This is a genomic window from Streptomyces viridiviolaceus (assembly GCF_014650995.1).
Lineage (GTDB): Bacteria > Actinomycetota > Actinomycetes > Streptomycetales > Streptomycetaceae > Streptomyces > Streptomyces viridiviolaceus.
Genome location: NZ_BMWA01000008.1, coordinates 76,353 through 100,000, shown reverse-complemented (window position 1 = coordinate 100,000; position 23,648 = coordinate 76,353). Strand labels below are relative to the sequence as shown.

The window sequence follows — 23,648 nt, the reverse complement described above, 5'->3', positions numbered from 1 at the left end:
AGGCCGGCATGACCGAGTCCGTCATAGCACTGCGCGGCGTACGCGCCGAGCTGGGCTCGCGCCCCGTCCTGCGCGGCATCGACCTCACCGTGCGCCGCGGCGAGGTCGTCGCGCTGCTCGGCGCGAACGGCTCCGGCAAGTCGACGGCCGTGCGCAGCATCATCGGCCAGGTCCCGGTGGCCGCCGGGGAGATCGAGCTGTTCGGCACCCCGCGGCGCCGGTTCCGCGACTGGGCGCGCGTGGGCTACGTCCCCCAGCGCACCACGGCCGCGGGCGGCGTGCCGGCGACGGTCACCGAGGTCGTCTCCTCCGGCCGGCTCTCCCGGGCCCGGTTCGGGATGCTCCGCAAGGCCGACCACGCCGCCGTGCGCCGCGCCCTGGAACTGGTCGGCATGGCGGACCGGGCCAGGGACTCCGTGAACGCCCTCTCCGGCGGCCAGCACCAGCGCGTCCTGATCGCCCGCGCGCTCGCCACCGAACCCGAGCTGCTGATCATGGACGAGCCGATGGCGGGCGTCGACCTGGCCAGCCAGGAGGTCCTGGCCGAGACGCTCCGGGAACAGGTCGCGGCAGGAACCACCGTCCTCCTCGTCCTGCACGAACTGGGCCCCCTGGAGCCCCTGATCGACCGGGCCGTCGTCCTGCGCGACGGCTGCGTCCTGCACGACGGCCCGCCCCCGGAGGCCGTCGGCCAGCACGCGCTGCCCGGCCACGACCACGTACACCCGCACGCACCGGCGGGCGCCGAACCGATCCGCACGGGACTGCTGAGCTGATGGAAATCCTGAACTACGCCTTCATGCAGCGGGCGCTGCTGGCGGCCGTCCTGGTCGGCATCACCGCCCCGGCCGTCGGCATCTACCTCGTCCAGCGCCGCCAGGCCCTGATGGGCGACGGCATCGGCCACGTGGCGATGACCGGCGTCGGTCTCGGCTTCCTGCTGTCCTGGTCGCCGGTGTGGATGGCGACCCTGGTCTCCGTCCTCGGCGCGGTGCTCATGGAGCTGATCCGCTGGTACGGCAGGACCCGCGGCGACATCGCGCTCGCCATGCTGTTCTACGGCGGCATGGCCGGCGGCGTGATGTTCATCAACCTGGCGCCGACGGGCTCCAACGCGAACCTCACCTCCTACCTCTTCGGGTCGCTGTCGACCGTCTCCGAGTCCGACGTGACCGCGATCTGCCTCCTGGCGGCCTTCGTCGTCCTCGTCACCCTGGGACTGCGCCGCCAGTTGTTCGCGGTCAGCCAGGACGAGGAGTTCGCGCGGGTCACCGGCCTGCCGGTGCGCGCCCTGAACCTGCTGACGGCCGTCACGGCCGCCGTGACCGTGACCGTCGCCATGCGCGTCGTCGGCCTGCTGCTGGTGTCCGCGCTGATGGTGGTCCCGGTGGCCGCCGCCCAGCAGCTCAGCCGCAGCTTCGCCGCCACCTTCGCCATCGCCGTCGCGATCGGCGTGGCCGTGACGCTCGGCGGCACGGTGACGTCGTACTACCAGGACGTGCCGCCCGGCGCGACGATCGTGCTGCTCACCATCGCCGCGTTCGTCCTGCTGACCGCGCTGGCGACACCGCTGGCCCGGCGACGCGCGCGAGCGGTGGCATCCGCACAGCCCGGCGCCGACCCCACGGAGTGCCGGATTCCGGCCACCCGGGGGGCCGGCGACGAGCTCGGCGTCTGACCGCTGACAGACCGGGCTGGCACAATGGCCCCGGCAGGCAGAGCAGACGTGAGGAGGCAACCGGTGACGACCGCTGGACCGCCCGTGAAGGGCCGCGCCACCCGGCAGCGGGCCGCCGTGGCGGCGGCTCTCGAAGAGGTCGAGGAGTTCCGCAGCGCGCAGGAACTCCACGACATGCTCAAGCACAAGGGCGACTCGGTCGGGCTCACCACGGTCTACCGCACGCTGCAGTCCCTCGCCGACGCCGGCGAGGTCGACGTCCTGCGCACCGCCGACGGCGAGTCGGTCTACCGCCGCTGCTCCACCGGCGACCATCACCACCACCTCGTCTGCCGCTCCTGCGGCAAGGCGGTCGAGGTCGAGGGCCCCGCGGTGGAGAAGTGGGCCGAGGCCATCGCCTCCGAACACGGTTACGTCAACGTGGCCCACACGGTGGAGATCTTCGGCACGTGCGCGGACTGCGCGACGGCCGGCAACTAGGTCCGGCCCCCTAGGGACCGGCCGGTTCCTGCAGCCGGGCCACCAGGGTCACCGCCGCGAGGAGCAGCACCAGCGCGGCGATGACGACGAGCGCGGGCCCGGTGCCGAGCGGCACCAGCAGCAAGGTGCCCAGCACACCGCCGACGAAGATCCCCACCGCGGTCGCCGTCCACCGCGCCCTGGACAGCCGCTGCCGGTACGTCATCCCGCGCAGGGCCGTGCGTGGCTGCTTCAGCACGTCGTCGATCAGCTGCGCGATCACCGTCTGGATCAGCAGCGTCGGCATCCCCGGCACGTGCACGCGCAGGGCGCCGACGGTGCGCAGCCCCATGGCCACCCCCACCGTCGCGACGATCACGAGGCCGGAGTCGTCGCCGGGCGAACCGGTGCCGTGCCATCCCCAGGCCAGCCCACCGGCCACCGCCAGCAGCACGCCCTCGCAGGCCACCCCCAGCGCGAACCAGGGCCGCCCCCGCGCCGCGAGACCACTCAGCACGACGGCCCCGACGGCGGCCCCCGCCATGAACGCCCCGAGGGCGGTGGCGGGCCGCTCCACCGGAACCTCGCCCTCCCCGGCGAGCGCGAACGCCAGGAAGAGCACGTTGCCGGTCGCCAGCGCGCAGAAGACCTTTCCCATGGTCAGAAAGCTCACGGCGTCGACGGCGCCCGCGAGCACGGTGAGCACGGTCATGACGACCGTAAGCCGGACGTCGGGCGGGCGGGCGCCGCCGGGCGGGGACGCGGGGGTCTCGGGCATGTCAGCCAGCATGGGCAGCGCCGCCGGGCCGTCGGCGCAGCAACCCGGCGACACGCGGCCGAAGCCTACGCCCGGCTCACGCCTGCTCGCCCTCCATGGCGAGCAGCTCCTCGTTCGGCACGGCCCCGCCGAACCGCCGGTCCCGGGACGCGAACTCCACGCACGCGCGCCACAGATCACGCCGGTCGAAGTCCGGCCACAGCACGTCCTGGAACACCATCTCGGCGTACGCGCTCTGCCACAGCAGGTAGTTCGACGTCCGCTGCTCCCCGCTCGGCCGCAGGAACAGGTCCACGTCCGGCATGTCCGGGTAGTAGAGGTACTTCGCGAAGGTCTTCTCGGTCACCTTCGACGGGTCGAGCCGCCCCGCCCGCACGTCCTCCGCGAGCGCCTGCGCCGCGTCCGCGATCTCGGCCCGGCCGCCGTAGTTCATGCAGAAGTACAGCGTGAGCCGGTCGTTGTCCTTGGTCTGCTCCTGGGCGATCTGGAGCTCCTTGGCCACCGACTTCCACAGCTTGGGCATGCGCCCCACCCAGCGGACCCGGATGCCCAGCTCGTCGAGCTGGTCACGGGTCTTGCGGATGAAGTCCCGGTTGAAGTTCATCAGGAAGCGCACCTCGTCCGGCGACCGCTTCCAGTTCTCGGTGGAGAAGGCGTACAGGGAGATGTTCTTCACGCCGATCTCGACGGCGCCCTGGAGCACGTCCAGCACCCGCTCGGCCCCGACCTTGTGCCCCTCGGTGCGCGGCAGCCCGCGCTCCTTGGCCCAGCGGCCGTTGCCGTCCATGACGATCGCCACGTGCTCGGGGACCAGCTCGCCCGGGAGCTTCGGCGGCCGCGCGCCGGACGGGTGCGGCTCCGGCGTCCTGTAGTCCCGGCGCTGCCGCCCCAGGAACCCGCGTACGGCCATGTGTCTCTCGTCTCCTTGGTGCTGTGGGTACTTCGGTCTTCTTCGCTACTTCTCTACGTACCGCAGGGAGCGAAGCCCGCGCTCCAGATGCCAGTGCAGATACGCGGACACCAGCCCGCTCCCCTCCCGGACGTACCGCGGCTCGCACGCGTCCGCGGTTGCCCAGTCTCCCGCAAGCAGGGCACCGAGCAGTTCCAGGGCCTGCGGGGAGGGTACGACGCTGCCGGGGACCCGGCAGTCGACGCAGACGGAGCCGCCCGACCCGACCGAGAAGAACCGGTTCGGACCGGGCATGCCGCACTTCGCGCAGTCGCCGAAGGTCGGGGCGTAGCCGTTCACGGCGAGGGAGCGCAGCAGGAAGGCGTCGAGGACGAGGCCCGGGGCGTGCTCGCCCCGGGCGAGGGTGCGGAGCGCCCCGACGAGCAGCAGGTACTGCTGTACGGCCGGCTCGCCCTCGTGGTCGGTGAACCGCTCGGCCGTCTCCAGCATGGCCGTCCCGGCGGTGTACCGCGCATAGTCCGTCACGATGGCACCGCCGTACGGCGCGATGGTCTCGCTCTGCGTGCACAGCGGCAGGCCGCGCCCGATCAGCTCGCTCCCCTTGGCGAAGAACTGGACGTCGACGTGCGAGAAGGGCTCCAGCCGGGCCCCGAACTTCGACTTCGTCCGCCGCACGCCTCGCGCCACGGCGCGTACCCGGCCATTACCGCGTGTGAGCAGGGTGATGATCCGGTCCGCCTCGCCCAGCTTCTGGGTGCGCAGCACGATGCCGTCGTCGCGGAACAGACTCATGGAGCCATTCTCGCCCATGCGGGCCGGCCCTGGTTCCGGGGCTTCAAGGGACCTCGCCCCGGCTGCGTGCGTTGGCGTACGCCGTCGCCGCGCTGAGCCGCTCGGCGGGGGTGGCCTGGCGCACGGCCCCGGGCTCGGCGTCCCACTCCCTGCCGCCGCCGTACGGCCTCAGCTGCACGTAGGGCCCCTCGTGCCCCATCACGATGCCCACCCGCTCCGTGCGGGTGTCGACGACGTAGGTCCCGACGGGCGGCTTCATCGCGACACCGGCGCGAGTCGCTGCGCGGTCCCGGCGCGACGGCGTTCCCGTTCGACGAACGGACAGGACGCCTCCCGCGCAAGACTCACCGGGTCGGCCCCGAGTGACGGCACAGTAATTCCGGTCCTCATGAGTGCCGCGCGCAATTCTTTCACCATGTCCTCCGCTTCTTCGACGCAGAGCGCCGAGTGCTGTGCTTCCAGCCTGTTCCCCTTCCTTTTTCGGTTTCACTCCTCGCGTCCCCACAGCGTCTGGGTGCACCTACACTCGATAGGAGTCTGTGCACTTCACGTGCGGGTCGGCGCGAGGCCGCCGGTCCTGGCCAACGGTTCACGGCAGGCGGCGCCGACGCCCTCCGGAGGATTCGATCAGCCCATTCGAAAACCTCGACGTGATATCGCGCGGCGGATAGCCGGGGTACTACGGACCGGGGGTTTTTCCGAGCGGCCGACCGGCATGCGGAATACTTCGCGAAGCCGCCGGACCGGCGGCGGGAACGACCGGAATCGGCCCCCGGGCCTACGCCTCCCGTCCGCCCCTTCTCGATCTTCCGGACGATGCCCGAGGTGCCCCCGGTGCGCGAGAGTTGCGTCGTCGCACCCACTCGTGAAGGAGCACTCCATGTCGTATCCGGAGCCGCGCTACCTCGGGGAGAAGGGCGAGATCAACGCCGTCTTCCGGGACGCGGGCACCCCGCCCGACGTCGTCGCCCCGAACGGCACGGCCACCCACTACCTCGCGAGCCACGCCTCCACCGGAGGCGAGTTCGGACTGTACAAGGTGGACATGGGGCCGAAGGCACCCGGCGCCAGGACGCACTTCCACCGGGGCATCTCCGAGTCCTTCTACGTCCTGTCCGGCGAAGTGCAGCTGTACGACGGCGACCGCTGGATCACCGGGCGGCAGGGCGACTTCCTGTACGTACCGGTCGGTGGACTGCACGCCTTCAGGAACGACACCGACGACCCGGTGTCCATGCTGATGCTGTTCTCGCCGGGCGCCCCGCGCGAGGAGTACTTCGAGCGCGTCGCCGAGTTCGCACAGCGCGGCGGCGATGAGCTGCGCGACTTCCAGGTACGGCACGACAGCTTCTTCGTCTGACAACGGCCGACCGGGGGGAACCCGGGACGCTCCCCGGGGCGGGGCGCCTCCGCCTGCCCGCGGGTCACCCGCCTCCCGGCGTCACCAGTCCCGACTCGTAGGCCACGATGACCAGTTGGGCCCGGTCCCGGGCCCCGAGCTTGCCCATGATCCGGCTGACGTGGGTCTTCGCCGTCAGGGGGCTCAGCCCCAGGGACTCGGCTATCTCCGTGTTGTTCAGGCCGCGTGCGACGAGCGCGAGGACCTCGCGTTCCCGGTCCGAGAGGCAGTCGGGGCCGCCCGCCACCGGAGCGGCGGGGCTGCGCAGGAACCGCTCGATCAGCCGTGCCGTCGGACCGGGTGAGAGCAGGGCGTCTCCCGCGGCCACCGTGCGGATGGCGTCGAGGAGTTCGGCGGGCCGGGTGTCCTTGACGAGGAAGCCGGAGGCGCCCGCGCGCAGCGCCTCCACGATGTTCTCGTCGGTGTCGTAGGTGGTGAGGACCAGCACCTTCACGCCCGCGAGGTCGTCGTCGGCGGCGATGAGCCGGGTGGCCTCGATGCCGTCCAGGTCGGGCATGCGCACGTCCATCACGACGAGGTCGGCGCGCTCGCGCCGGACCAGCTCCAGGGCCTGGCGGCCGGTGCCGGCCTCGCCGACGACCTCCATGTCGGGCGCGGACGCGACGAGCAGGGCGAAGGCGGCGCGGACGAGGTTCTGGTCGTCCGCGAGCAGTACTCGGATGGTCATCCGTTCCTCTCCGGCGTCACGTCGTGGGGGTCGTCGTCGGCAGTACCGCCGTCACCCCGAAGCCGCCGCCGTCGCGCGGCCCGGCGTCGAGTGTGCCACCCACGCTGCGGGCCCGCTCCCGCATGCCGACGAGCCCGAAGCCGCCGGCGGAGCCGGGGACCGGCCCCCCGGTGCCGTCGTCGGTGACGGACAGGCGCAGGGCGCCCTGGCCGGCGTGGACCTCGACGCGGACGGACGGCTGCGGTCCCGCGTGCCGTACGGCGTTGGTGAGCGCCTCCTGCACGATGCGGTAGGCGGCGGCGCCGACCGCGGGAGGGACGTCGCCGGTGCGGACCGACAGCTCCACGGTCGCGCCGGCGACCCTGGCGGCCTCGGCCAGGTCGGCCAGTCCGCGCAGGCCGGGCAGCGGGCCGCGGGCGTCCGGCGCGTCGTGCTCCCGGAGCACCTCCAGGGTGGTGCGCAGCTCGCCGCGCGCGGTCCGGCAGGTCTCGGCGATGTCGTCGAGGGCCTTCACGACGGCGGCCCGGTCGAGGCGTTCCGGGTCGGCGGCCAGGACGTGGGCGGCGACGGAGGTCTGCACGCCGATGAGGGTGATGCTGTGGGCGAGCAGGTCGTGCAGGTCCCGGGCGATGCGCAGGCGTTCCTCGGCGACCCGGCGCCGGGCCTCCTCCTCGCGGGTGCGTTCGGCGCGCTCGGCTCGTTCGACGATTCCGGCGACGTACTGACGGTAGTAGCGGACGTCGACGCCGGCGAAGAGGACGGCGACCACCCAGCCGGAGATGCGGATCAGCTCGACGGCCTGGTGGGTGTTGACGGTGAGCATGACGCTCACGGAGACGGTGAGGACGCCGATGCCGGTCAGGATCGTGCGCAGGGGGCGGCCGGTGACGGCGAGCGTGTACAGCGCGACGTACGAGACGGGGCCGGGCGCGGCGTGGTTGTTGTCCAGGGCGTGGTACGGGCCGACGAGGGCGACGACCGTCACCAGCACCAGCAGCGGGTGGCGTCGCCGCCACACGAGCGGGACGTGCGCGGCGAGCAGCAGGGACCAGCCGAGGGGGTCCGGGCGGCGGCCCTCGTCGGTGAACAGGGCCATGCACGTCGCCGCCGCGGCGAGGACGACGGCGAGAACGACGTCGTTGCGGGTGCCGTGCGCGGCGGTCCGCGGGTCGCGGTTGATCGCCGCCATGATCCGCTCGCCGAGGCGCGGCCGGGAACGCGGCGCCGTCGCCGCCCGCACCCGCGGCGGGCGTACGGGTGTCTCCTGCACGGGTGCTGCGGGCACGGGTGTCTCCTGCACGGGTTCATCCTCCGGGACGGGGCGCCCCTCCGGGAGGGGAGGGGCGCCCCCGGTTCAGGCACCGACGGGCTCGCGCTCCCGGGCCCGTACGGGCTCCTCGGGCGCCCGGGACAGCCGGCCCGGCCACCACACCCGGCGGCGCAGGGCGACGCTCGCGCTGGTGACCAGGTAGGTGCGGACGAGGAAGGTGTCCAGGAGGACGCCGACGGCGATGACGAAGCCCAGTTCGACGAGCTGCACCATCGGCATGTTGGTGAGCACCGCGAAGGTGGCCGCGAGGACGAGCCCGGCGGAGGCGATGACCCCGCCGGTGGTGCGCAGCGCGATGAGCGCGGCCTCGACGGGTTCGGTGCCGTTCCGGGACTCCTCGCGCATGCGGTGCATGAGGAAGATGCCGTAGTCGACGCCCAGCGCCACCAGGAACACGAAGGACAGCAGCCCCATCCCCGGATCCGTGCCCTCGAAGCCGAACAGCGGCCCGAAGACGAGCCCGCCGATGCCGAGGGCGGCGCCCCACACGGCGACGACGGCGGCCACCAGGAGCAGCGGCGCGACCAGGGACCGCAGCAGGGCGACGAGGATGAGCAGCACGGACAGCAGCACGATCGGCACGACGACGGCGGTGTCGCGGGCGTTGGTGTCCTTCAGGTCGATCTGCTGGGCGCTGGGGCCGCCGACGTAGGAGCCGTCGAGCCTGTCGCGCAGGGCCTCGATCGTGGCGGTCTCGCCGGCCGACTGGGGCGGGGCGGCCGCGAGGACGCTGATCTCGGTCCAGCCGCCGCCGCTGCGGCCCCGCTCGGCGCTCTCGACGCCACGGGTGTCGCGGGCCGCGGCGAGGGCGGCGTCGGCGCGGCCGGTGGGGGCGATGACGGTGATGGGCTGGGTGCCGCGCTCGGGGTAGGCGGCGGCGAGGGTCTCCATGGCGGCGACCGCGTCGGGCTTGGAGGTGAAGGAGTCCTCCTGCTTGAGCGTGCCGGGCAGGTTCAGGCTGCCGAGGGCGAGCGCGCCGAGCAGGGCGGCGCCGCCCGCGAGGACGGCGAGGGGCCGGCGTCCGGCGGAGCTGCCCATGGCCGCGAACAGGGACCGGCGGGCCTTGGGGGTGCTGCCGTAGCGGGGCACGAGCGGCCAGAAGACGCGGCGGCCGAGCAGGACGAGGATCGCGGGCAGCAGGGTCAGCATGGCGGCCAGTGCGCACAGCACGCCGACGGTGCCGAGCGGGCCCATGCCCCGGCTGGAGTTGAGGTCGGCCGCGAGCAGGCAGAGCAGTCCCGCGGCGACGGTGCCGGAGGAGGCGAGCACGGCCGGGCCGCAGCCCCTCAGGGCGGCCGCCATCGCGTCGTACGGCCGCTCGATGCGCCGGAGTTCCTCGCGGTAGCGGGAGACGAGGAGGAGGGCGTAGTCGGTGCCGGCGCCGAAGACCAGGATCGTCATGATGCCGGAGGCCTGGCCGGAGACCGAGGTGCCGAACCACTGGTTGAGGCCGTAGGCGACGCCCATCGACAGGTAGTCGGCCATGCCCGCGACGGCGAGCGGGACGAGCCAGAGGAACGGGCTGCGGTAGATGACGATCAGCAGCAGGGCGACGACGGCGGCCGTGGTGTAGAGCAGCGGTCCGTCGAGGGAGTTGTAGACCTCGGCGGCGTCGGTGGCGAGTGCGCCCGCGCCGCCGACCTCGACGCTCAGCCCGTCACCGCCCCGGGCCACGTCCCTTACGGCGTTGACGAGTTCGTCGCGGGCTTCCTCGTCCTGGCCGGGTTCGGTGCTGGCCACCGGGTACATCACGGTGGTGCCGTCCCGGGACGGGATGCCGGCGGGCCGGCCGGTGAGGGTGTGGGCGCCGGCGATCTCGGCGATCTGGTCGGCTGCGGTGGCCCTGTCGGCGGCGGTCAGGCCACCGTCGCGGTGGTAGACGACGACCATCTCGGTGGCCTCGCCGCCGGGCAGCCGGTCCTGGATCTTCGCGACCTGCGTGGAGTCGGCGCTCGCCGGGAGGTAGTCGACGGCCCGGTCGCGCTGCACGTCGGAGAGTTTCGAGGCGAACGGCGAGGCGAGTGCCAGTACGGCGATCCACAGCCCGAGCACCAGCCAGGGCACGGCCCGCCGTCGCCGTGAGCTTGTCCTTGCGGCCCCCATGTGACGGGCCTCCCTCCGGTCGGGTGTCTGGGTCGGTCTCCAGACTCCCGGCGCGAAGGGGCCGCGTCGTCGGGCGGAAGGGCGAGTCGGCGGCTACTGCCGGGGGCGGCCGCGCCGGTCCGTTACTCCCCGGGGAGTAACGGACCGGCGCACCGGCCGGCTCACCCCCTGTCGACCATCCAGGTGCCGTCCTCCTCGTCGTCGACCCGTACCTCCAGCTCGCGGACGCTCATCCCCGCGTCCCAGAGTTCCTTGAAGCGCTTCATCCGGTCCTGGACGTGGTCCTGACGCGCGTTGAGCCGGGTGCGGACGTTGACGTCGCGCAGGTCCTGCTCGATCTCGAAGGAGACCTCCTCGTCGTAGACGATGAAGTCGTTGGTGGTGCCGCGCTGGAGGTGCGGCGGCAGTTCGGGCAGGACGGCCACGCGCACCTCGATGCGCAGCAGTTCCTGCTCCTCGCACAGCCGCAGCAGCCGGTCGTCGAGTTCCCGGGCGCTCTCCAGCAGGAACAGCCGGCGCACCGACACGCCCTGCTCGTCGATCGCCTCCTGCTGGGCCTGGAGGTAGCGGCTGGCGGGCTCGCTGTTCCAGAACTCCCGGTCGACGGAGGTGCTGGTGGCGCAGATGGACTGCTCGGCGGCGCGGGTGAGGGTGAGCATCCAGTCGTGGTTCTCGCCGGGACACTCCGCGGTCAGGTTGGTCAGGTCCGACATGTGGCCGACGACCCGTTTCATCTCCAGGCGGACGAACGTGTACAGGATCGCCGGCCCGGGTGCCAGCACCTCGGCGAAGCTCTTGGCCAGCTCGGGCGCGCCGTCGAGGCGGACCCGGTCCAGCTGGGGGTGGGACTCGTCGCCCCCGTCGTCCCGGACCGTGGCCGGGAGGCTCTCGACCAGCTGCCGCACGTCCTCGGTGTGCCGGGCGAGGGCGGTCCGCAGCTCCTCGTCGTGCCGTTCCAGGCCGTCCCGTACGGCGGCGGCGGTCTCGGTCAGCACGCTCTCCGTCCGCCGGGTGTGGTCCGGCGCGTTCCGGTCCCCGCCGAGGATGTGAGGGACGATCACCGCGGCGCCTGCGCACAGCAGCGCGGCCGCGAACTGCCGCAGCGGCCCGTCCTCCGGGGTCAGCAGCGCGGTGACGCTCCAGGCGAGGGCGCCGACGACGAGGCCGGCCAGCAGCCGGCGCGTCCACCGGGACGGTCCGGGCTGTTCCTCGGGGGCGGGGGCCGCGGGGGCCGTGCGGAGTCTCTCCGGGTCTTTGGACGTACGCCCCCCGACGGCCGGGCCGGGGATCGCCGGACCGGGTGTGCGTGCGGTGTCCTCGGGCTGGGGTGACTGTGCCGTGCTCATCTCGCTTCTCCCCCCGTTGGGATACGCGTCGGATCGGGGTGCGGGGATGTGCGTGGGGCCCTGCCGGATCCGCTCGTGGGCGTCCGGTCAGGGAGCGGGCTCCACCTCCCGGTACAGCGTGGGAATCGCGTGCAGGGTGAGCTGGTCGCGGATGCGCTGCACCAACGCCTGCCACTGACGGGTGAAGCCGGGTCGTTCCTCCAACGCCTCCCACAGCGGGGCCAGTTCCTTCGCCACCCGGGCCCGCGGCATCCACAGGTGCAGCAGGTGGTCGACGGCGGGCCGCAGCGCCCGGACGACGGCGGGAGGGTCCTGCGTTCCCGGCCCCACCCGGGCGGACGGCGGCTCGGAGCCCAGTCTGATGCCGTCCAGCAGCCGGACCACGGTGGTGAGCAGCCAGTCGTGCAGGGCGAGATCGTCGCAGAGTCCGGCGGCATCGGCGGCCGGTGTGCCCTCGGGCACCCGGAGCCGTACGGTGCGCAGCTCGTCCTCGGCGAGGGTGAACCGCTCGATGGACGGGCCCTCGCCGCCTTCCGCGGGCAGGGCGACCCAGCGGAGCCGGGTGGGCCGGGACCTCAGGGGCGGCCGCTGGTCGAGCAGGGGGTGGCGCAGCAGTCGCGTGAGGAGTCCGCCGGCGATCAGTCCGACGTCGAGTTCGCCGTGCCGCCCGCCGTCGAGCACTCCCTGGGCGACCGCCTCGTGGGGCAGCTTCCCGAACGGCTCGACCGTGCCGGGCCGCACCAGGTAGTGGCCCCACGGCCGCCGTCGGTCGGGGCCGGCGGCGGGCAGGCGGAAGTACGCGGAGGTCTGCAGCACGCGGCCCTCGGTGAGGGCGGCCCGCGCGGCGACCGTGCCGACCGCGCGCACGTGTGCGCCGTTGGCGCTGGGCAGGGGGCAGTCGACGCCGGTGAGGGTGTCGGGCGAACGCGCGTAGAGGTTGGGGCGCTCGGAGAGCAGGACCCGTTCGTCGGCGCGCAGTCCCAGGAGCTGGGCGGCGGCCCGGACGTCCAGGGCCTGCCGGGCGGGCAGCAGGCAGGTGCGGACCTCTCCGCAGGCGAGTACGGCGTGCGGTGCGCTGCCGGCGTCCTCCAGGGCCCTCATGTCAGGACCCCGCGTAGAAGACGTAGGAGACCCGGTCGGCCACGGAGTCCGGTACGGCGACCTGCTCGCGGGCGGACCGCTCGGCGACCTGGCGCAGTGCTCCCCGGTCCACCTCGGTCTGGTCCAGGATCACGCGGACGGCGTGCTCGACGGGCAGGAACCTGCTCGGCAGCACCGAGCAGGTCCGGTAGGCGGCGAACGGGTCCGCCCGGGGGTTGAGCCGGACCAGTGCGGGCAGTTCGTCCCAGTCGTCGGGGAATCCGGGGGCGGTGTGCGGCTGGGGCACGAAGACGGGCTCCCCCTCGTTGCGCAGCAGCCCGAGGCGGGCGAGCTGCCACACCGCGGCGAGGAAGGGGCAGGACCAGGTGCGGTGTCCGCCCGCGTCGTCGCTCCACAGCTCGACGTCCAGGAAGACGGAGTGGCGGCGGGCCGCGGTCTCCTTGGGCGGCTGCCACGCGGCGGCCTTCTTCATCGCCTGCGGGGCGCGCGCGACGGGGCTGCGCACGCCGTTGGCCAGCCAGCCGGTCTGCGCGGCCGGCGGGCGCAGTCCGTAGCTGCCGGGCGGCGGCGACTCGACTATGCGGCCGGCCACCGCCTCCGCGACCGGCACCTTGCCGGTGACCGCGCAGCCGGACTCGCGGGCCAGGTAGTCGACGACGAGCCCGGCCCGGTCGGCCTCCGCCAGCAGCAGCGGGACCAGTTCGGCGGGGCTGGAGAAGCGGGTGAAGTAGTCGTCGATCAGGAAGCAGGTGCTGATGCGGGGGCGTTTGCCGCCGGCCCGTGCCGCCGCGGCGGCACGGGCGGCGTCCACCCAGGGGCGCACCTGCGCGAAGTGCTGCCGCAGCCGCTCGGGTCCGGCCTCGAAGTCCTCCATGTAGAGGTGGCCCAGCTCCAGCGAGAGGTGGGCCAGTGGGACCGCCTGGGTGCGCGGGTCGGCGGCGGTCTCGCGGAACACTGCCTCCGTCACGGCTGCCCCCAGTACGAGTCGTCCGTCAGGCGCCGGGCGATCTCCTCCAGTGCCTCCAGCGTCTCCTTGTTGGCGATCTGGGTGGAGAGCACGTCCTCTTCCGTGATCAGCTGTTCGCGCCATTGCAGGATGGGCTCCAGCGGTACGACGCCGAGGACGACGCTGTCGCCGATGCGGTGCTCGGCGGCGAGCCTGCGCAGCGCCTCGTCGCAGGACTGCATCCAGGCGGCCTGCGCGGGTGAGCCCTGGGACCACAGCGGCGACTCGGGGTCGGGCACGGCGGCCCGCACGAAGCGGATCGCGGCGCGCAGGGACTCCTCGTCGTGTCCGCGCTCGACGCCGCCCCCGATGATGCCGTGTTCCTTGTGGACGAGCCCGGAGGCGGCGATCACGTGCTGCCGGGTCCAGCGGTGGAAGACCAGCCAGCGGAAGGGGACGTTGCGCATCCGGGGGTGGGCCGTGGCCGCCAGGACCATGTCCACGGCGTAGGAGCGGCCGGCGCTCAGGTCGACCACGATCAGGTCGAACTCGCCGTTCAGCCGCAACAGGAGGTCGATGCAGCGCTCCAGGGCGTCGTCGTCGGTGGCGAACTCGCCGCCGCCGGCGTCACCGGGGAACAGGACCAGGCGGCCGGACTGGTTCGGCCGGGCGCGCAGCAGGGGGTGCTCGGTCTGCCGCCAGACGTCGATCCTGGCGGGTTCCGCGATCTCGCCCTCCAGGTAGGAGTGCAGTCCGCGCTCCTCGGTGCCGCGCACCGCGCCGGGCACGTCGAAGACGGCGGCGGCCGTCGGCGAGCCGAAGTCGAAGTCCACGTAGGCCACGTGGTCGCCGGTGAGGGCGCGCTGGTACGCCAGGTTGGCGCTGGTCACCGAGCGGCCCGTGCCTCCTTTGTCGGAGGCGGCGAAGACGAGCAAGGCTCACACCTCCTGCGCGGCGGCGCCCCTGGCCTGCGCCAGGGTGTCGAGTTCCTGGAGTACGGGCAGGGCGAGCGCGAAGGCGGTGGCGGGCCGTTCGTCGATGAGGCTGCGGGCGTGGTCGAGGCGGTTCTCGATGCTGCGCATCGCCCGGCCGCGGCTTCCGTCGGTGCCGGCGGACGCCTCCAGTTGTTCCTTGCCGAACAGGTGGGTGGCCTCGCTGAGCAGTTCGCGGGCCAGCTGGGCGAGTTCGGGGCTGCGGATGGGCTGCTGTTCGTACAGGTTGCGGGCGGCGACGAGGCACTCGGTGATGCGCTCGGTGATGCTCCAGGACAGGCGCGGGCCGGCGTCGCGGGCATCCGGGTAGACGGCCCGCACGTCGTCCCAGAGGTCGGCGCCGTCGCCCTCCTCGATCCGCCGGTCCCACAGGTGCTCGAAGGCCCGCTCGGCCAGGCGCAGCAACCGGTCCTGGGCGCCGATGTTCCGCGACAGTTCGGCGAGCTGGATGATCCGCTTGAGGAGCTGGGCCGAGAAGTCGGTCATCCGCCACTGGAGGAGCCCGCCGGAGCGCTCCGACCCGGCGAGCGGCATGGTGACTCCGGGGTTGTGCAGCCGGATGGTGGGGTCCTGTCTGGTCATCCGGCTGGTGACCCGCCCGCGGTCGGCGAGGCGTTCCATGATGGCGACGGTGCGGGTGAGGTCGTCGTCGGTCGCCTTCCGGCGGACCAGGTCGTGGACGAGGATGGCCGCGACGGTCAGGGAGAAGTACTCGGACTCCAGTCGCAGGCCGGTGGTCTGCCAGGGGAGGTCCTCCAGTGGCCAGCGGTCCGTCCCGAAGCGGGCGACGGCCGACCAGTACTGCTGGCTCAGTTCCCAGCGCAGGCGCAGTGCCTCGGCGAGTTTCTGCTGGTCGGCGTCGAGCAGCCCCAGGGTGAGGGTGCGCTCGGAGAACAGGTCCTGGATGCCGTCCAGGGCGACCACGGTGAAGTACACGTAGGGCAGCCGGTCGGCGATGCCGTCGGGCTGGCCGGGGACCTGTTCCTCCAGGTCGGTGACCTTCGGGGCGTCCTTCACCACGCCCCAGGCCCAGCCGCACTCGAAGAGCTGGCTCTCGTCCCGGATGCTCTCGTCGACCTGGATGCCGCGCGTGAGGCTCTCGATGATCGTGGCGCGCAGCGGGCGGAACCGGCGGGAGAACTGCTGGAGAACGGCCCGGTCGGACTGTCTGTTCTGCCCGATGACCTCGATCAGGCGGCGGCCCTGTTCGGACTCGGCGTCGAAGACGTTGACGGTGAAGGAGCGCAGCAGGCTGATCATGGCGGCGGTCAGCCGGGTGTTCGTGGCCTCTCTGAGCTCGGCGACCGCTTTGCGCACCTCGGGGCGGGTCGTGGTGCCCTCGTAGATCTTGAGGAAGCCGAGCGTGGCGAGGCACAGCGTGACGGACATGGAGTAGGAGTCCACCACGCCCAGCTGGGCCTGCTCGTGGGTGAGTTCGTCTTTGGGGTCGGCCGGTTTGAAGTAGTGCCCGCCGGCGAAGGTGGGGCTGTCGTCCGGGCCGGTGTGGGTGCGCATGAACTGGGCGAGCGCGGTGATCAGGTTGGGCGGGATCTCCAGCCGGCTGCCGACGCCCTCCAGTACGCGCAGGACGTCCCGCTCGGTGGTGTCCGGCTGGTCGAGGCGGAACGCGGGGACCTCGGTGGCGGGGTACAGCAGGCAGAGCAGCCGCTCGGCGTCGGCGACGCTGCTCAGCCCGTCGGTGTCCCCCCAGACGAGCTTTCCGTCGTCGAACGAGTGGCGGGCCACGGCCCGCCAGACGTCCAGCAGATGCTGGCGTGGCTTGATCTGCATCCCCGCACCCCTCGTACAGATCTCGTTGCCCTGTGTGCAGACATGGTCCCCGTTCCTACGGGGTGGCAATCTCCGAATTCCTCCGCCCCAGGGCGAGGAGCATCCCCTCGTGTCCCGGCCGCACCATGTGGTGCAGATCGTGGATCTCCAGCTCGGCGGTGAACGGTTCCAGGCTTTCCCTGACCCGGTCCTCGTTCACCCGGTAGGCCGGGTAATGGTGTTCGCCGACGCGGTAGCCGACCGACTCCTTCATGAACGCGGCGGCGAACGGGGCTCCCTCGCCCAGCGCGTTCATGAAGCAGCGCACGCCCCGCCGGAACTCCTCGGGGCACTCGGACATCGAGTCGGCGACGAAGAACATCGTTCCGATGTCCCAGCGCCGCTGCCCGTCCAGGTCGAACAGGTTGGCGCGCTCCACGCGGACGATCTCGCCGACCCGGCCCCTCGGTTCGATCTCGGCGTAGGCCGGGGCTTCGCGGAGCACTTCCCAGAACGCGTCCCACGCCGTGTCGTATCCGCCGGAGGAGACCTGCCGCTCCAGGTACTCGACGTTCGGTCGCGCGTACTCCAGCAGGAGCAGTTTCTCGCACCAGGGGAGCATGGAGAGCGCGGGGTAGAGATTCGCACCGGCGCCGACGTCGACACCCCGCACGGAATCCGGGACGGCCCCCGTGAAGCAGCGGCTGAAGTAGTCACGCATCAACCGGACGATCAGCAGGTCGACTTCCAGCGGCGTCCGGTAGTTGTTGTCGACATACACCTCAGGATCGAATTTCGACCAAGGTGCGTCGGCGTTGCGATCCATAGTCACCCTGCCGCGTTCCATTCGATTCCGGACAAGCCCCAGTGCCGTGCACGGTAGGCCACCAGGACACGTCGAGACAGCCGGGAACACGCCAGTCCTCATCCGCCGGGCGCACGTCGGGCGCATCGTCGCACACCCGAACTCGCCCTTGCAGCTGGGGAGTTGGAAGCTCACTCTAGCCAGAAGGAGTCACCGGCCGCCACACGAAGCCGCGTACTCCTGACGAATGAACAGCGCATCCGTCGAGTTGACCTCGCACGTCCCGACTGGGGGTTGCATGACCGCCGAACCGCTGGAACGCTCCCTGGACCGCCACGACCAGCTCACGCGACCCGCCCCTCACCCGGACGTCCTGCCACTGGTCCTGCGGACCGCCCGGGAGTCCGACCTGCCCGAACTGCGGCGGCTCGACGAGGAGGTCTTCCAGGAGGTCGCCTATCCCGGTTTCCTCCTGCGCCAGCTCTTCGACATGTACGAGGAGCACTTCCTGGTCCTCGACGACCGCACGGGCCGGCTGCGCGGCTACGTGCTGGCCGCCACCAGGGCACTCGGCCGGGACAGCTGGATCCTCGGCCTGTGCGTCACCCAGGACCGCCGCCGGCACGGGCTGGGCCGGGAACTGATGAAGGAGGTCCTGAGCCGACTGCGCCGGGACGGCATAGAAGTGGTCCGCCTCACGGTGGAGCCCGCCAACCTCGCCGCCATCCTGCTCTACCGCTCCCTGGGCTTCCGCCCCGAGGAACCCGACGGCGGCCTTCGCCCGGACTACTTCGGCCCGGGCATGCACCGCCAGATCATGCGCCTGGACATCCCCGGCTAGGAGGGCGTGCGCGCGGCCGCCAGGAGCCGGGTGACGTCGTCGGAGCAGATGGTCAGGGCCGCTCCGACGGTAGCGAGGACGTCGCGCTCGGCGGGTGTGTAGGGGCCGTCGGCCAGGGCGATGCGGGCGCCCTGGAGCAGGATCGATTCGCGGCCGACGGTGGCGAGGTGCGGGGCCAGCGGGTCCAGCGCCTCGTGCAGCTCTATCGCCAGGCCCGGCACGCATGGTTCGCCGTGGACCCGGCCGGTGTCCGCCTCCAGCGCCTCCACCAGCGCGTTCAGCTGTTCCTCGGTGCAGTCGTCGAAGCCGGCGGCGCGCACGGCGACGGCCGCCGTCTCCAGGGACGTCCGCGAACAGGTGCCGCCCGCGGCCAGGACCGCGAGGGCGACCGTGTGGACGGCGTCGCGGAGCATCGCGGAGAAGCGGGTGGTGGTCGGGTGGTCGAGGACGTCGGTGCCGAAGTGCCGGCCGCAGGCCGCGCACTCGACGGTCGGCGCGGACTCACCGCGCGGCAGGACGGGCACGCCGAGCAGGGTGAAGCGGCGGCGGCCGGTGAGGCGCTGGTAGTTGCGGTCGCCCCCGCAGCCGGGGCAGAAGAACTCGCCGTCGCCGACGCTCGTCCACGCGGTGCGGGTCCCCAGGATGCGCGGCAGCCGGGCAGCTCGGCCGTTCCGTCCCCGTCCAGGCAGCACGTCGCACCTCCGTAACCGCGCGGCAGCATCGCCGCACTGGCGTGATGTTAGCCACATCGCCGACGTGGAGTCAGTACCCCGGAGGAGACCTTTCCGTGACCTGATCGTGGAGATGGCCGGTATACGACGGGGCCCCGCCCGCCTGTTTCCGGCGAGCGGGGCCTCAAACCACCGATTCGGCTGGTCAGCGAGCCGCCCGGTTGACGGCGGAGACGACGGCCTTCAGCGAGGCGCGGGTGGTGTTCGCGTCGATTCCGATGCCCCACAGGACCTTGTCGCCGATGGCGCACTCGATGTAGGAGGCGGCCTGCGCGGAGGCGCCCTCGCTCATCGTGTGCTCCTGGTAGTCCAGCAGGCGTACGTCGATGCCGACGCCCTGCAGCGCGTGGAAGAACGCCGAGATCGGGCCGTTGCCGGTGCCGACCAGGGTGGTCTCCGCGCCGTCGACCGTGGCCTCGACGGTGAGGGTGTCGACGCCGTCGCGGTCGGTCGTGGTCTGGCCGTTCGCGACCTGGATGCGGCCCCAGGGGTTCTCCGGGTTCGGCAGGTACTCGTCCTGGAAGACCGCCCAGATGTCGGCCGGCGTGATCTCGCCGCCCTCGGCGTCCGTCTTGGCCTGGATGATCTTGGAGAACTCGATCTGCATCCGGCGCGGCAGGTCCAGCTTGTGGTCGTTCTTCAGGACGTAGGCGACGCCGCCCTTGCCGGACTGGGAGTTGACGCGGATGACCGCCTCGTAGGAGCGGCCGACGTCCTTGGGGTCGATCGGCAGGTACGGCACGGCCCACTCGATGTCGTCGACCGTGACGCCCTTGGCCTTCGCGTCGGCCTCCATGGCGTCGAAGCCCTTCTTGATGGCGTCCTGGTGGGAGCCGGAGAAGGACGTGTAGACCAGGTCGCCCACGTACGGGTGGCGCGGGTGGACCTCCATCTGGTTGCAGTACTCCCACGTACGACGGATCTCGTCGATGTCGGAGAAGTCGATCTGCGGGTCGACGCCCTGCGAGAACAGGTTCATGCCCAGCGTCACCAGGTCGACGTTGCCGGTGCGCTCGCCCTGCCCGAACAGGCAGCCCTCGACGCGGTCGGCGCCGGCCATCACGGCCAGCTCGGCCGCCGCGACCGCCGTGCCGCGGTCGTTGTGCGGGTGGACGGACAGGCAGACGTACTCGCGGCGGGAGAGGTTGCGGTGCATCCACTCGAAGCGGTCCGCGTGCGTGGACGGGGTGGAGCGCTCGACGGTGGCGGGCAGGTTGAGGATGATCTCGCGGCCCGGTCCGGGCTGCCAGACGTCCATGACGGCCTCGCAGACCTCCAGGGCGAAGTCCAGCTCGGTGTCGGTGAAGATCTCCGGGCTGTACTGGTAGCCGAACTCCGTCTCCGGGTCCAGCAGCTTCTCGGCGTACTCCATCACCAGGCGGGTGCCGTCGACGGCGATCTGCTTGATGTCGTCCTTGGAGCCGCGGAAGACCACCCGTCGGAAGACCGGGGCGGTGGCGTTGTACAGGTGGACGGTGGCACGCTTCGCACCCTTCAGGGACTCCACCGTGCGCTCGATCAGGTCCTCGCGGGCCTGGGTCAGTACGGAGATGGTGACGTCGTCGGGGATCGCGCCCGGATCCTCGATGATGGAGCGCACGAAGTCGAAGTCGGTCTGGCCGGAGGCCGGGAAGCCGACCTCGATCTCCTTGTAGCCCATCTTGACCAGCTGGTCGAACATCCGGCGCTTGCGCTCGGGCGACATCGGGTCGATCAGGGCCTGGTTGCCGTCGCGCAGGTCGGTGGAGAGCCAGCGCGGCGCCTCGGTGATGCGCTGGTCCGGCCAGGTGCGGTCGGGGATGTCGACCTGCTCGTAGCCGCGGTACTTGGTGGTCGGCATGGAACTGGGCTGCTGGCGGTTGGCCATGATCGCGTTGGCTCCTCGTGATGTCCGCGGTGTCCGCGTGTCCGGAAGGACGGCCGACGACGCAACGCGAAGCTCCGCGGGGAGGGGGTCGGCCTCGACTACAGGCCCTCGCCGCGGCAGCTAAGGAGAAGCAGCCCGAAACGCATGGTGCTCCGCAGCCTAGCCGAGCCACGCCGGTCACGCGGGTCCGTATCAGTATGCGGGACCAGAGGAAGAACCCGGATAAAAAGTGCTGCATACCACTTCGGGGGTGACCCTGCGTCCCCATGCCCTCACATTTCACCAATCACGGTTGCGGCCGGTGACAGCGGAGTCACACAGTGCAAGGGTGCCGGACATGACCATCAACGGGGGCTTCGAGCCCGTCTTCTGCACCATCGTTCCGCCCCACGTCCTCGACAGGCTCGCGCAGGCCGAGGACCCCGTGCTGGCCGGACCCGCCCGCCGGACGCTGCAGCGCGACGCCTTCGAGCGCACACGGCGCCGCCTGACCACGGTCGTCGGCGCTCCCGCCGTGGCCCCGCCCGCCGGCGCCGAGCCCGAGCAGCCGCACCGCACGGTCTACGACGCCCGGCACGGCACCGACCTGCCCGGCACGAAGGTGCGCGGCGAGGGCGACGAGCCCGGCCAGGACGCCACCGTGAACCGGGCCTACGCGGGCCTCGGCGCCACCTTCGAGCTGTTCCTCGAGGCGTACCGGCGCAATTCCATCGACGGCGCCGGCATGCCGCTGGACGCGACCGTGCACTACGACCGCGAGTACAACAACGCCTTCTGGAACGGCGAGCAGATGGTCTTCGGCGACGGGGACGGGGAGATCTTCCTCGACTTCACCATCCCGATCGACGTCATCGGCCACGAACTCGCCCACGGCGTCACCCAGCACACCGCCAACCTGACCTACTTCGGCCAGCCGGGCGCGCTCAACGAGTCGCTGTCGGACGTCTTCGGCGCCCTCATCAAGCAGTACACGCTCGGCCAGACCGCCACCGAGGCCGACTGGCTGATCGGCGCCGGGCTGCTCGCCCCGCGGGTGACGGGCGTGGCCCTGCGCTCGATGAAGGCGCCGGGCACGGCGTACGACGACGACGTCCTCGGCAAGGACCCGCAGCCCGCGACGATGGACGACTACGTCCGCACCGGCCGCGACAACGGCGGTGTGCACATCAACTCCGGCATCCCCAACCACGCCTTCTACCTCGCGGCCACCGCCCTCGGCGGCCACGCCTGGGAGCGGGCGGGACAGGTCTGGTACGACGTGCTGACCGGCGGCGAGCTGAAGCAGGACGCGCTGTTCACGGACTTCGCCGCGCTGACGGTGAAGTCCGCCCTGGAGCGCTACGGCGACGGCGAGGAGCTGGACGCCGTGGGCAAGGCCTGGGAGCAGGTCGGGGTGCGCACGCCGTAGTTCCGTACTAGACACGGATCCATGCGGATTCAGGTGAAGCGCACAGGAGGCTTCGCGGGCGTCGAACGCCACGCGGAGGTGGACACCGCGGGCCGGCCCGACGCGCCCGAGTGGCACGCCCTGGCCGAGCGGGCGGTCGCCGACGGACGGGGCACGCCGCCGATCGGGGTGCCGGACGGGTTCAGCTACCAGATCACCGTGGACGGTAAGACGGTGTACGCCACCGACCCCCGGCTGACGGACGAGCAGCGCAAGCTGATCTCCCGGGTGCTGAAGGAAGGTGCGTGATTTCCGCTGTGACGCACGGGCGTTGACTTGGGTTACCGGGGGTACGGATGATCCGCGCATGGCGACGAACCCGATTCCCCGGTTCCCCGACGGCTTCCTGTGGGGCGTGTCGACCTCGGCCCACCAGATCGAGGGCGCGGCCTCCTTGCGTGAGCGGTCGGTGTGGGACGCCTTCACGGAGCGGCCGGGCCGGGTCAAGGACGGCTCGACGGCCGCGGTGGCCTGCGACCACTACCACCGCTACCGCGAGGACGTGGCGCTGCTGGCGGACCTCGGCGTGGACGCGTACCGCTTCTCGGTCTCCTGGCCGCGGGTGAACTCCCCCGGCGGCCTGGACTTCTACGACCGCCTGGTCGACGAGCTGTGCGCGGCGGGCGTACGGCCCGTGCCGACGCTCTTCCACTGGGATCTGCCGGTGGCGCTGGACTGGCTGGAGCGGGACACGGCGTCCCGTTTCGCCGCGTACGTGGCGCTGGTCGCGGACCGGCTCGGGGACCGCGTGGGCACGTGGATCACCCTGAACGAACCCGCCGAGCACACCCTGCTGGGCCATGCCCTCGGCGCCCACGCCCCCGGCAAGGCGCTGCTGTTCGACGCTCTCCCGGTGGCCCACCACCAGCTGCTGGCGCACGGCCTGGCGGTGCGGGCCCTGCGCGCGTCCGGCGCCACGGACATCGGGATCGCCAACTCCCACGCGCCGGCCTGGCCGGCGTCCGGCGAGCCCGCGGACCTGGAGGCGGCGGAGTTCTACGACGTGCTGCTGAACCGGACGTTCGCCGACCCGTTGCTGCTGGGCCGGTACCCGGACGGCGTCGGCGAGCTGATGCCGGGGGACGTGGACGCCGACCTGAAGGTCATCGCCGAACCGCTGGACTGGTACGGCATCAACTACTACGCGCCCACCCGGGTGGGCGCCCCGCAGGGCGCGGAGATCGAGTTCGGCGGCCTGACGCTCCCGGCCGGTCTGCCCTTCTCCGTGCGCACCATCGAGGGCCGCCCGGTGACGGACTTCGGCTGGCCGGTCGTCCCCGAGGGCCTGACGGAGCTGCTCACCGGCTTCCGCGCCCGCTACGGCGACCGGCTCCCGCCGGTCGTGATCACCGAGAACGGATGCTCCTACGACGGCCTCGACGACCAGGAGCGCATCACCTACCTGGACGGGCACATCCGGGCCCTGCACGAGGCACTGGCCGCCGGGGTGGACGTCCGCGGCTACTTCGTGTGGTCGCTGCTGGACAACTTCGAGTGGGCGGAGGGGTACGCACGCCGCTTCGGACTGGTCCACGTGGACTTCGACACGCGGACGCGCACGCCGAAGGCGTCGTACCACTGGTACCGGGAAGTGCTGCGGGCGCAGGGCGCACGGGGTGGCTCAGCCCAGTCCTCGTAGCCCTCCGGCGACGGGTGGGAGCGGTC

General features: G+C 72.0%; 23 protein-coding genes. 8 read left to right on the top strand and 15 right to left on the bottom strand.

From position 1 onward, the window contains the following. The first annotated feature begins 8 nt into the window (after positions 1 to 8). The 3 genes from IE260_RS12980 to IE260_RS12970 all read left to right on the top strand — a co-directional run bounded on the left by IE260_RS12980 (position 9) and on the right by IE260_RS12970 (position 2,158). A complete protein-coding gene (locus IE260_RS12980; protein WP_189871164.1) occupies positions 9 to 776 on the top strand; it encodes a metal ABC transporter ATP-binding protein in 768 nt (255 codons plus the stop codon). After that, complete coding sequence (locus tag IE260_RS12975; protein WP_189871162.1) at positions 776 to 1,678, top strand: metal ABC transporter permease; 903 nt, start codon at positions 776 to 778, stop codon at positions 1,676 to 1,678. The genes IE260_RS12980 and IE260_RS12975 overlap by 1 nt, the downstream gene beginning before the upstream one ends. Before the next feature lie 63 nt (positions 1,679 to 1,741). Next, the gene (locus IE260_RS12970; protein ID WP_189871160.1) at positions 1,742 to 2,158 is read left to right on the top strand and encodes a Fur family transcriptional regulator; all 417 of its coding nucleotides are present in this window, start codon (positions 1,742 to 1,744) and stop codon (positions 2,156 to 2,158) included. A gap of 10 nt (positions 2,159 to 2,168) precedes the next feature. Here IE260_RS12970 and IE260_RS12965 read toward each other — a convergent pair whose 3' ends face one another. The 4 genes from IE260_RS12965 to IE260_RS12950 all read right to left on the bottom strand — a co-directional run bounded on the left by IE260_RS12965 (position 2,169) and on the right by IE260_RS12950 (position 4,876). Further along, entirely contained in the window at positions 2,169 to 2,915 is a 747-nt protein-coding gene (locus IE260_RS12965; RefSeq protein ID WP_189871158.1) for a YoaK family protein, read from the bottom strand. A gap of 76 nt (positions 2,916 to 2,991) precedes the next feature. Beyond that, positions 2,992 to 3,825: an isoprenyl transferase gene (locus IE260_RS12960; protein WP_189871156.1), complete on the bottom strand. Its 834-nt coding sequence runs from the start codon at positions 3,823 to 3,825 to the stop codon at positions 2,992 to 2,994. Positions 3,826 to 3,870: 45 nt separating this feature from the next. Beyond that, on the bottom strand, positions 3,871 to 4,617 hold the full coding sequence (gene recO / locus IE260_RS12955; RefSeq protein ID WP_189871154.1) for a DNA repair protein RecO: 747 nt from the start codon (positions 4,615 to 4,617) through the stop codon (positions 3,871 to 3,873). Positions 4,618 to 4,660: 43 nt separating this feature from the next. Beyond that, on the bottom strand, positions 4,661 to 4,876 hold the full coding sequence (locus tag IE260_RS12950) for a hypothetical protein (RefSeq protein WP_189871152.1): 216 nt from the start codon (positions 4,874 to 4,876) through the stop codon (positions 4,661 to 4,663). Positions 4,877 to 5,497: 621 nt separating this feature from the next. On the opposite strand from IE260_RS12950, the gene IE260_RS12945 reads away from it, so the two are divergent. Continuing rightward, entirely contained in the window at positions 5,498 to 5,977 is a 480-nt protein-coding gene (locus tag IE260_RS12945; protein ID WP_189871150.1) for a cupin domain-containing protein, read from the top strand. A 64-nt stretch (positions 5,978 to 6,041) separates the two neighbouring features. Here IE260_RS12945 and IE260_RS12940 read toward each other — a convergent pair whose 3' ends face one another. From IE260_RS12940 to IE260_RS12900, 9 genes are all read right to left on the bottom strand, one after another. Beyond that, positions 6,042 to 6,704 carry a response regulator transcription factor gene (locus IE260_RS12940; RefSeq protein WP_189871148.1) on the bottom strand — a complete coding sequence of 221 codons (663 nt, stop codon included), beginning with the start codon at positions 6,702 to 6,704 and terminating at the stop codon, positions 6,042 to 6,044. A gap of 16 nt (positions 6,705 to 6,720) precedes the next feature. Then, positions 6,721 to 7,893: a sensor histidine kinase gene (locus IE260_RS12935; RefSeq protein WP_189871553.1), complete on the bottom strand. Its 1,173-nt coding sequence runs from the start codon at positions 7,891 to 7,893 to the stop codon at positions 6,721 to 6,723. Positions 7,894 to 8,058: 165 nt separating this feature from the next. Then, positions 8,059 to 10,137, bottom strand: a complete 2,079-nt coding sequence (locus tag IE260_RS12930) for an MMPL family transporter (RefSeq protein WP_189871147.1) — start codon at positions 10,135 to 10,137, stop codon at positions 8,059 to 8,061. A 161-nt stretch (positions 10,138 to 10,298) separates the two neighbouring features. Then, entirely contained in the window at positions 10,299 to 11,483 is a 1,185-nt protein-coding gene (locus IE260_RS12925; RefSeq protein WP_189871145.1) for a hypothetical protein, read from the bottom strand. Positions 11,484 to 11,570: 87 nt separating this feature from the next. Beyond that, entirely contained in the window at positions 11,571 to 12,584 is a 1,014-nt protein-coding gene (locus IE260_RS12920; protein ID WP_189871143.1) for an SCO2521 family protein, read from the bottom strand. 1 nt (position 12,585) lies between these two features. Continuing rightward, positions 12,586 to 13,551 carry an SCO2522 family protein gene (locus IE260_RS12915; RefSeq protein ID WP_189871141.1) on the bottom strand — a complete coding sequence of 322 codons (966 nt, stop codon included), beginning with the start codon at positions 13,549 to 13,551 and terminating at the stop codon, positions 12,586 to 12,588. Next, positions 13,548 to 14,465 carry an SCO2523 family variant P-loop protein gene (locus IE260_RS12910; RefSeq protein WP_189871139.1) on the bottom strand — a complete coding sequence of 306 codons (918 nt, stop codon included), beginning with the start codon at positions 14,463 to 14,465 and terminating at the stop codon, positions 13,548 to 13,550. Before IE260_RS12910 ends, IE260_RS12915 begins: the two co-directional genes overlap by 4 nt. A gap of 3 nt (positions 14,466 to 14,468) precedes the next feature. After that, positions 14,469 to 16,313, bottom strand: coding sequence for an SCO2524 family protein (locus IE260_RS12905; RefSeq protein ID WP_189871137.1), 1,845 nt, complete (start codon positions 16,311 to 16,313; stop codon positions 14,469 to 14,471). A 55-nt stretch (positions 16,314 to 16,368) separates the two neighbouring features. Next, entirely contained in the window at positions 16,369 to 17,139 is a 771-nt protein-coding gene (locus IE260_RS12900; RefSeq protein ID WP_189871135.1) for an SCO2525 family SAM-dependent methyltransferase, read from the bottom strand. A gap of 256 nt (positions 17,140 to 17,395) precedes the next feature. On the opposite strand from IE260_RS12900, the gene IE260_RS12895 reads away from it, so the two are divergent. Further along, complete coding sequence (locus tag IE260_RS12895; RefSeq protein ID WP_189871133.1) at positions 17,396 to 17,938, top strand: GNAT family N-acetyltransferase; 543 nt, start codon at positions 17,396 to 17,398, stop codon at positions 17,936 to 17,938. Here IE260_RS12895 and IE260_RS12890 read toward each other — a convergent pair. Together IE260_RS12890 and leuA are read right to left on the bottom strand one after the other, a co-directional pair. Beyond that, positions 17,935 to 18,630 carry a tellurite resistance TerB family protein gene (locus IE260_RS12890; RefSeq protein ID WP_189871131.1) on the bottom strand — a complete coding sequence of 232 codons (696 nt, stop codon included), beginning with the start codon at positions 18,628 to 18,630 and terminating at the stop codon, positions 17,935 to 17,937. The two genes, IE260_RS12895 and IE260_RS12890, sit on opposite strands and share 4 nt — an antisense overlap. 184 nt (positions 18,631 to 18,814) lie before the next feature. Then, complete coding sequence (gene leuA / locus IE260_RS12885; RefSeq protein WP_189871129.1) at positions 18,815 to 20,536, bottom strand: 2-isopropylmalate synthase; 1,722 nt, start codon at positions 20,534 to 20,536, stop codon at positions 18,815 to 18,817. Positions 20,537 to 20,873: 337 nt separating this feature from the next. Here leuA and IE260_RS12880 point away from each other — a divergent pair, with 337 nt between their 5' ends. Genes IE260_RS12880 through IE260_RS12870 form a run of 3 tightly spaced genes read left to right on the top strand, consistent with a single transcriptional unit; the run spans position 20,874 to position 23,622 of the window. After that, on the top strand, positions 20,874 to 21,944 hold the full coding sequence (locus IE260_RS12880) for a M4 family metallopeptidase (protein WP_189871127.1): 1,071 nt from the start codon (positions 20,874 to 20,876) through the stop codon (positions 21,942 to 21,944). Between the two features lie 21 nt (positions 21,945 to 21,965). After that, entirely contained in the window at positions 21,966 to 22,232 is a 267-nt protein-coding gene (locus tag IE260_RS12875; RefSeq protein ID WP_189871125.1) for a protealysin inhibitor emfourin, read from the top strand. Between the two features lie 58 nt (positions 22,233 to 22,290). Then, positions 22,291 to 23,622, top strand: coding sequence for a GH1 family beta-glucosidase (locus tag IE260_RS12870; RefSeq protein ID WP_189871123.1), 1,332 nt, complete (start codon positions 22,291 to 22,293; stop codon positions 23,620 to 23,622). Positions 23,623 to 23,648: the final 26 nt, after the last annotated feature.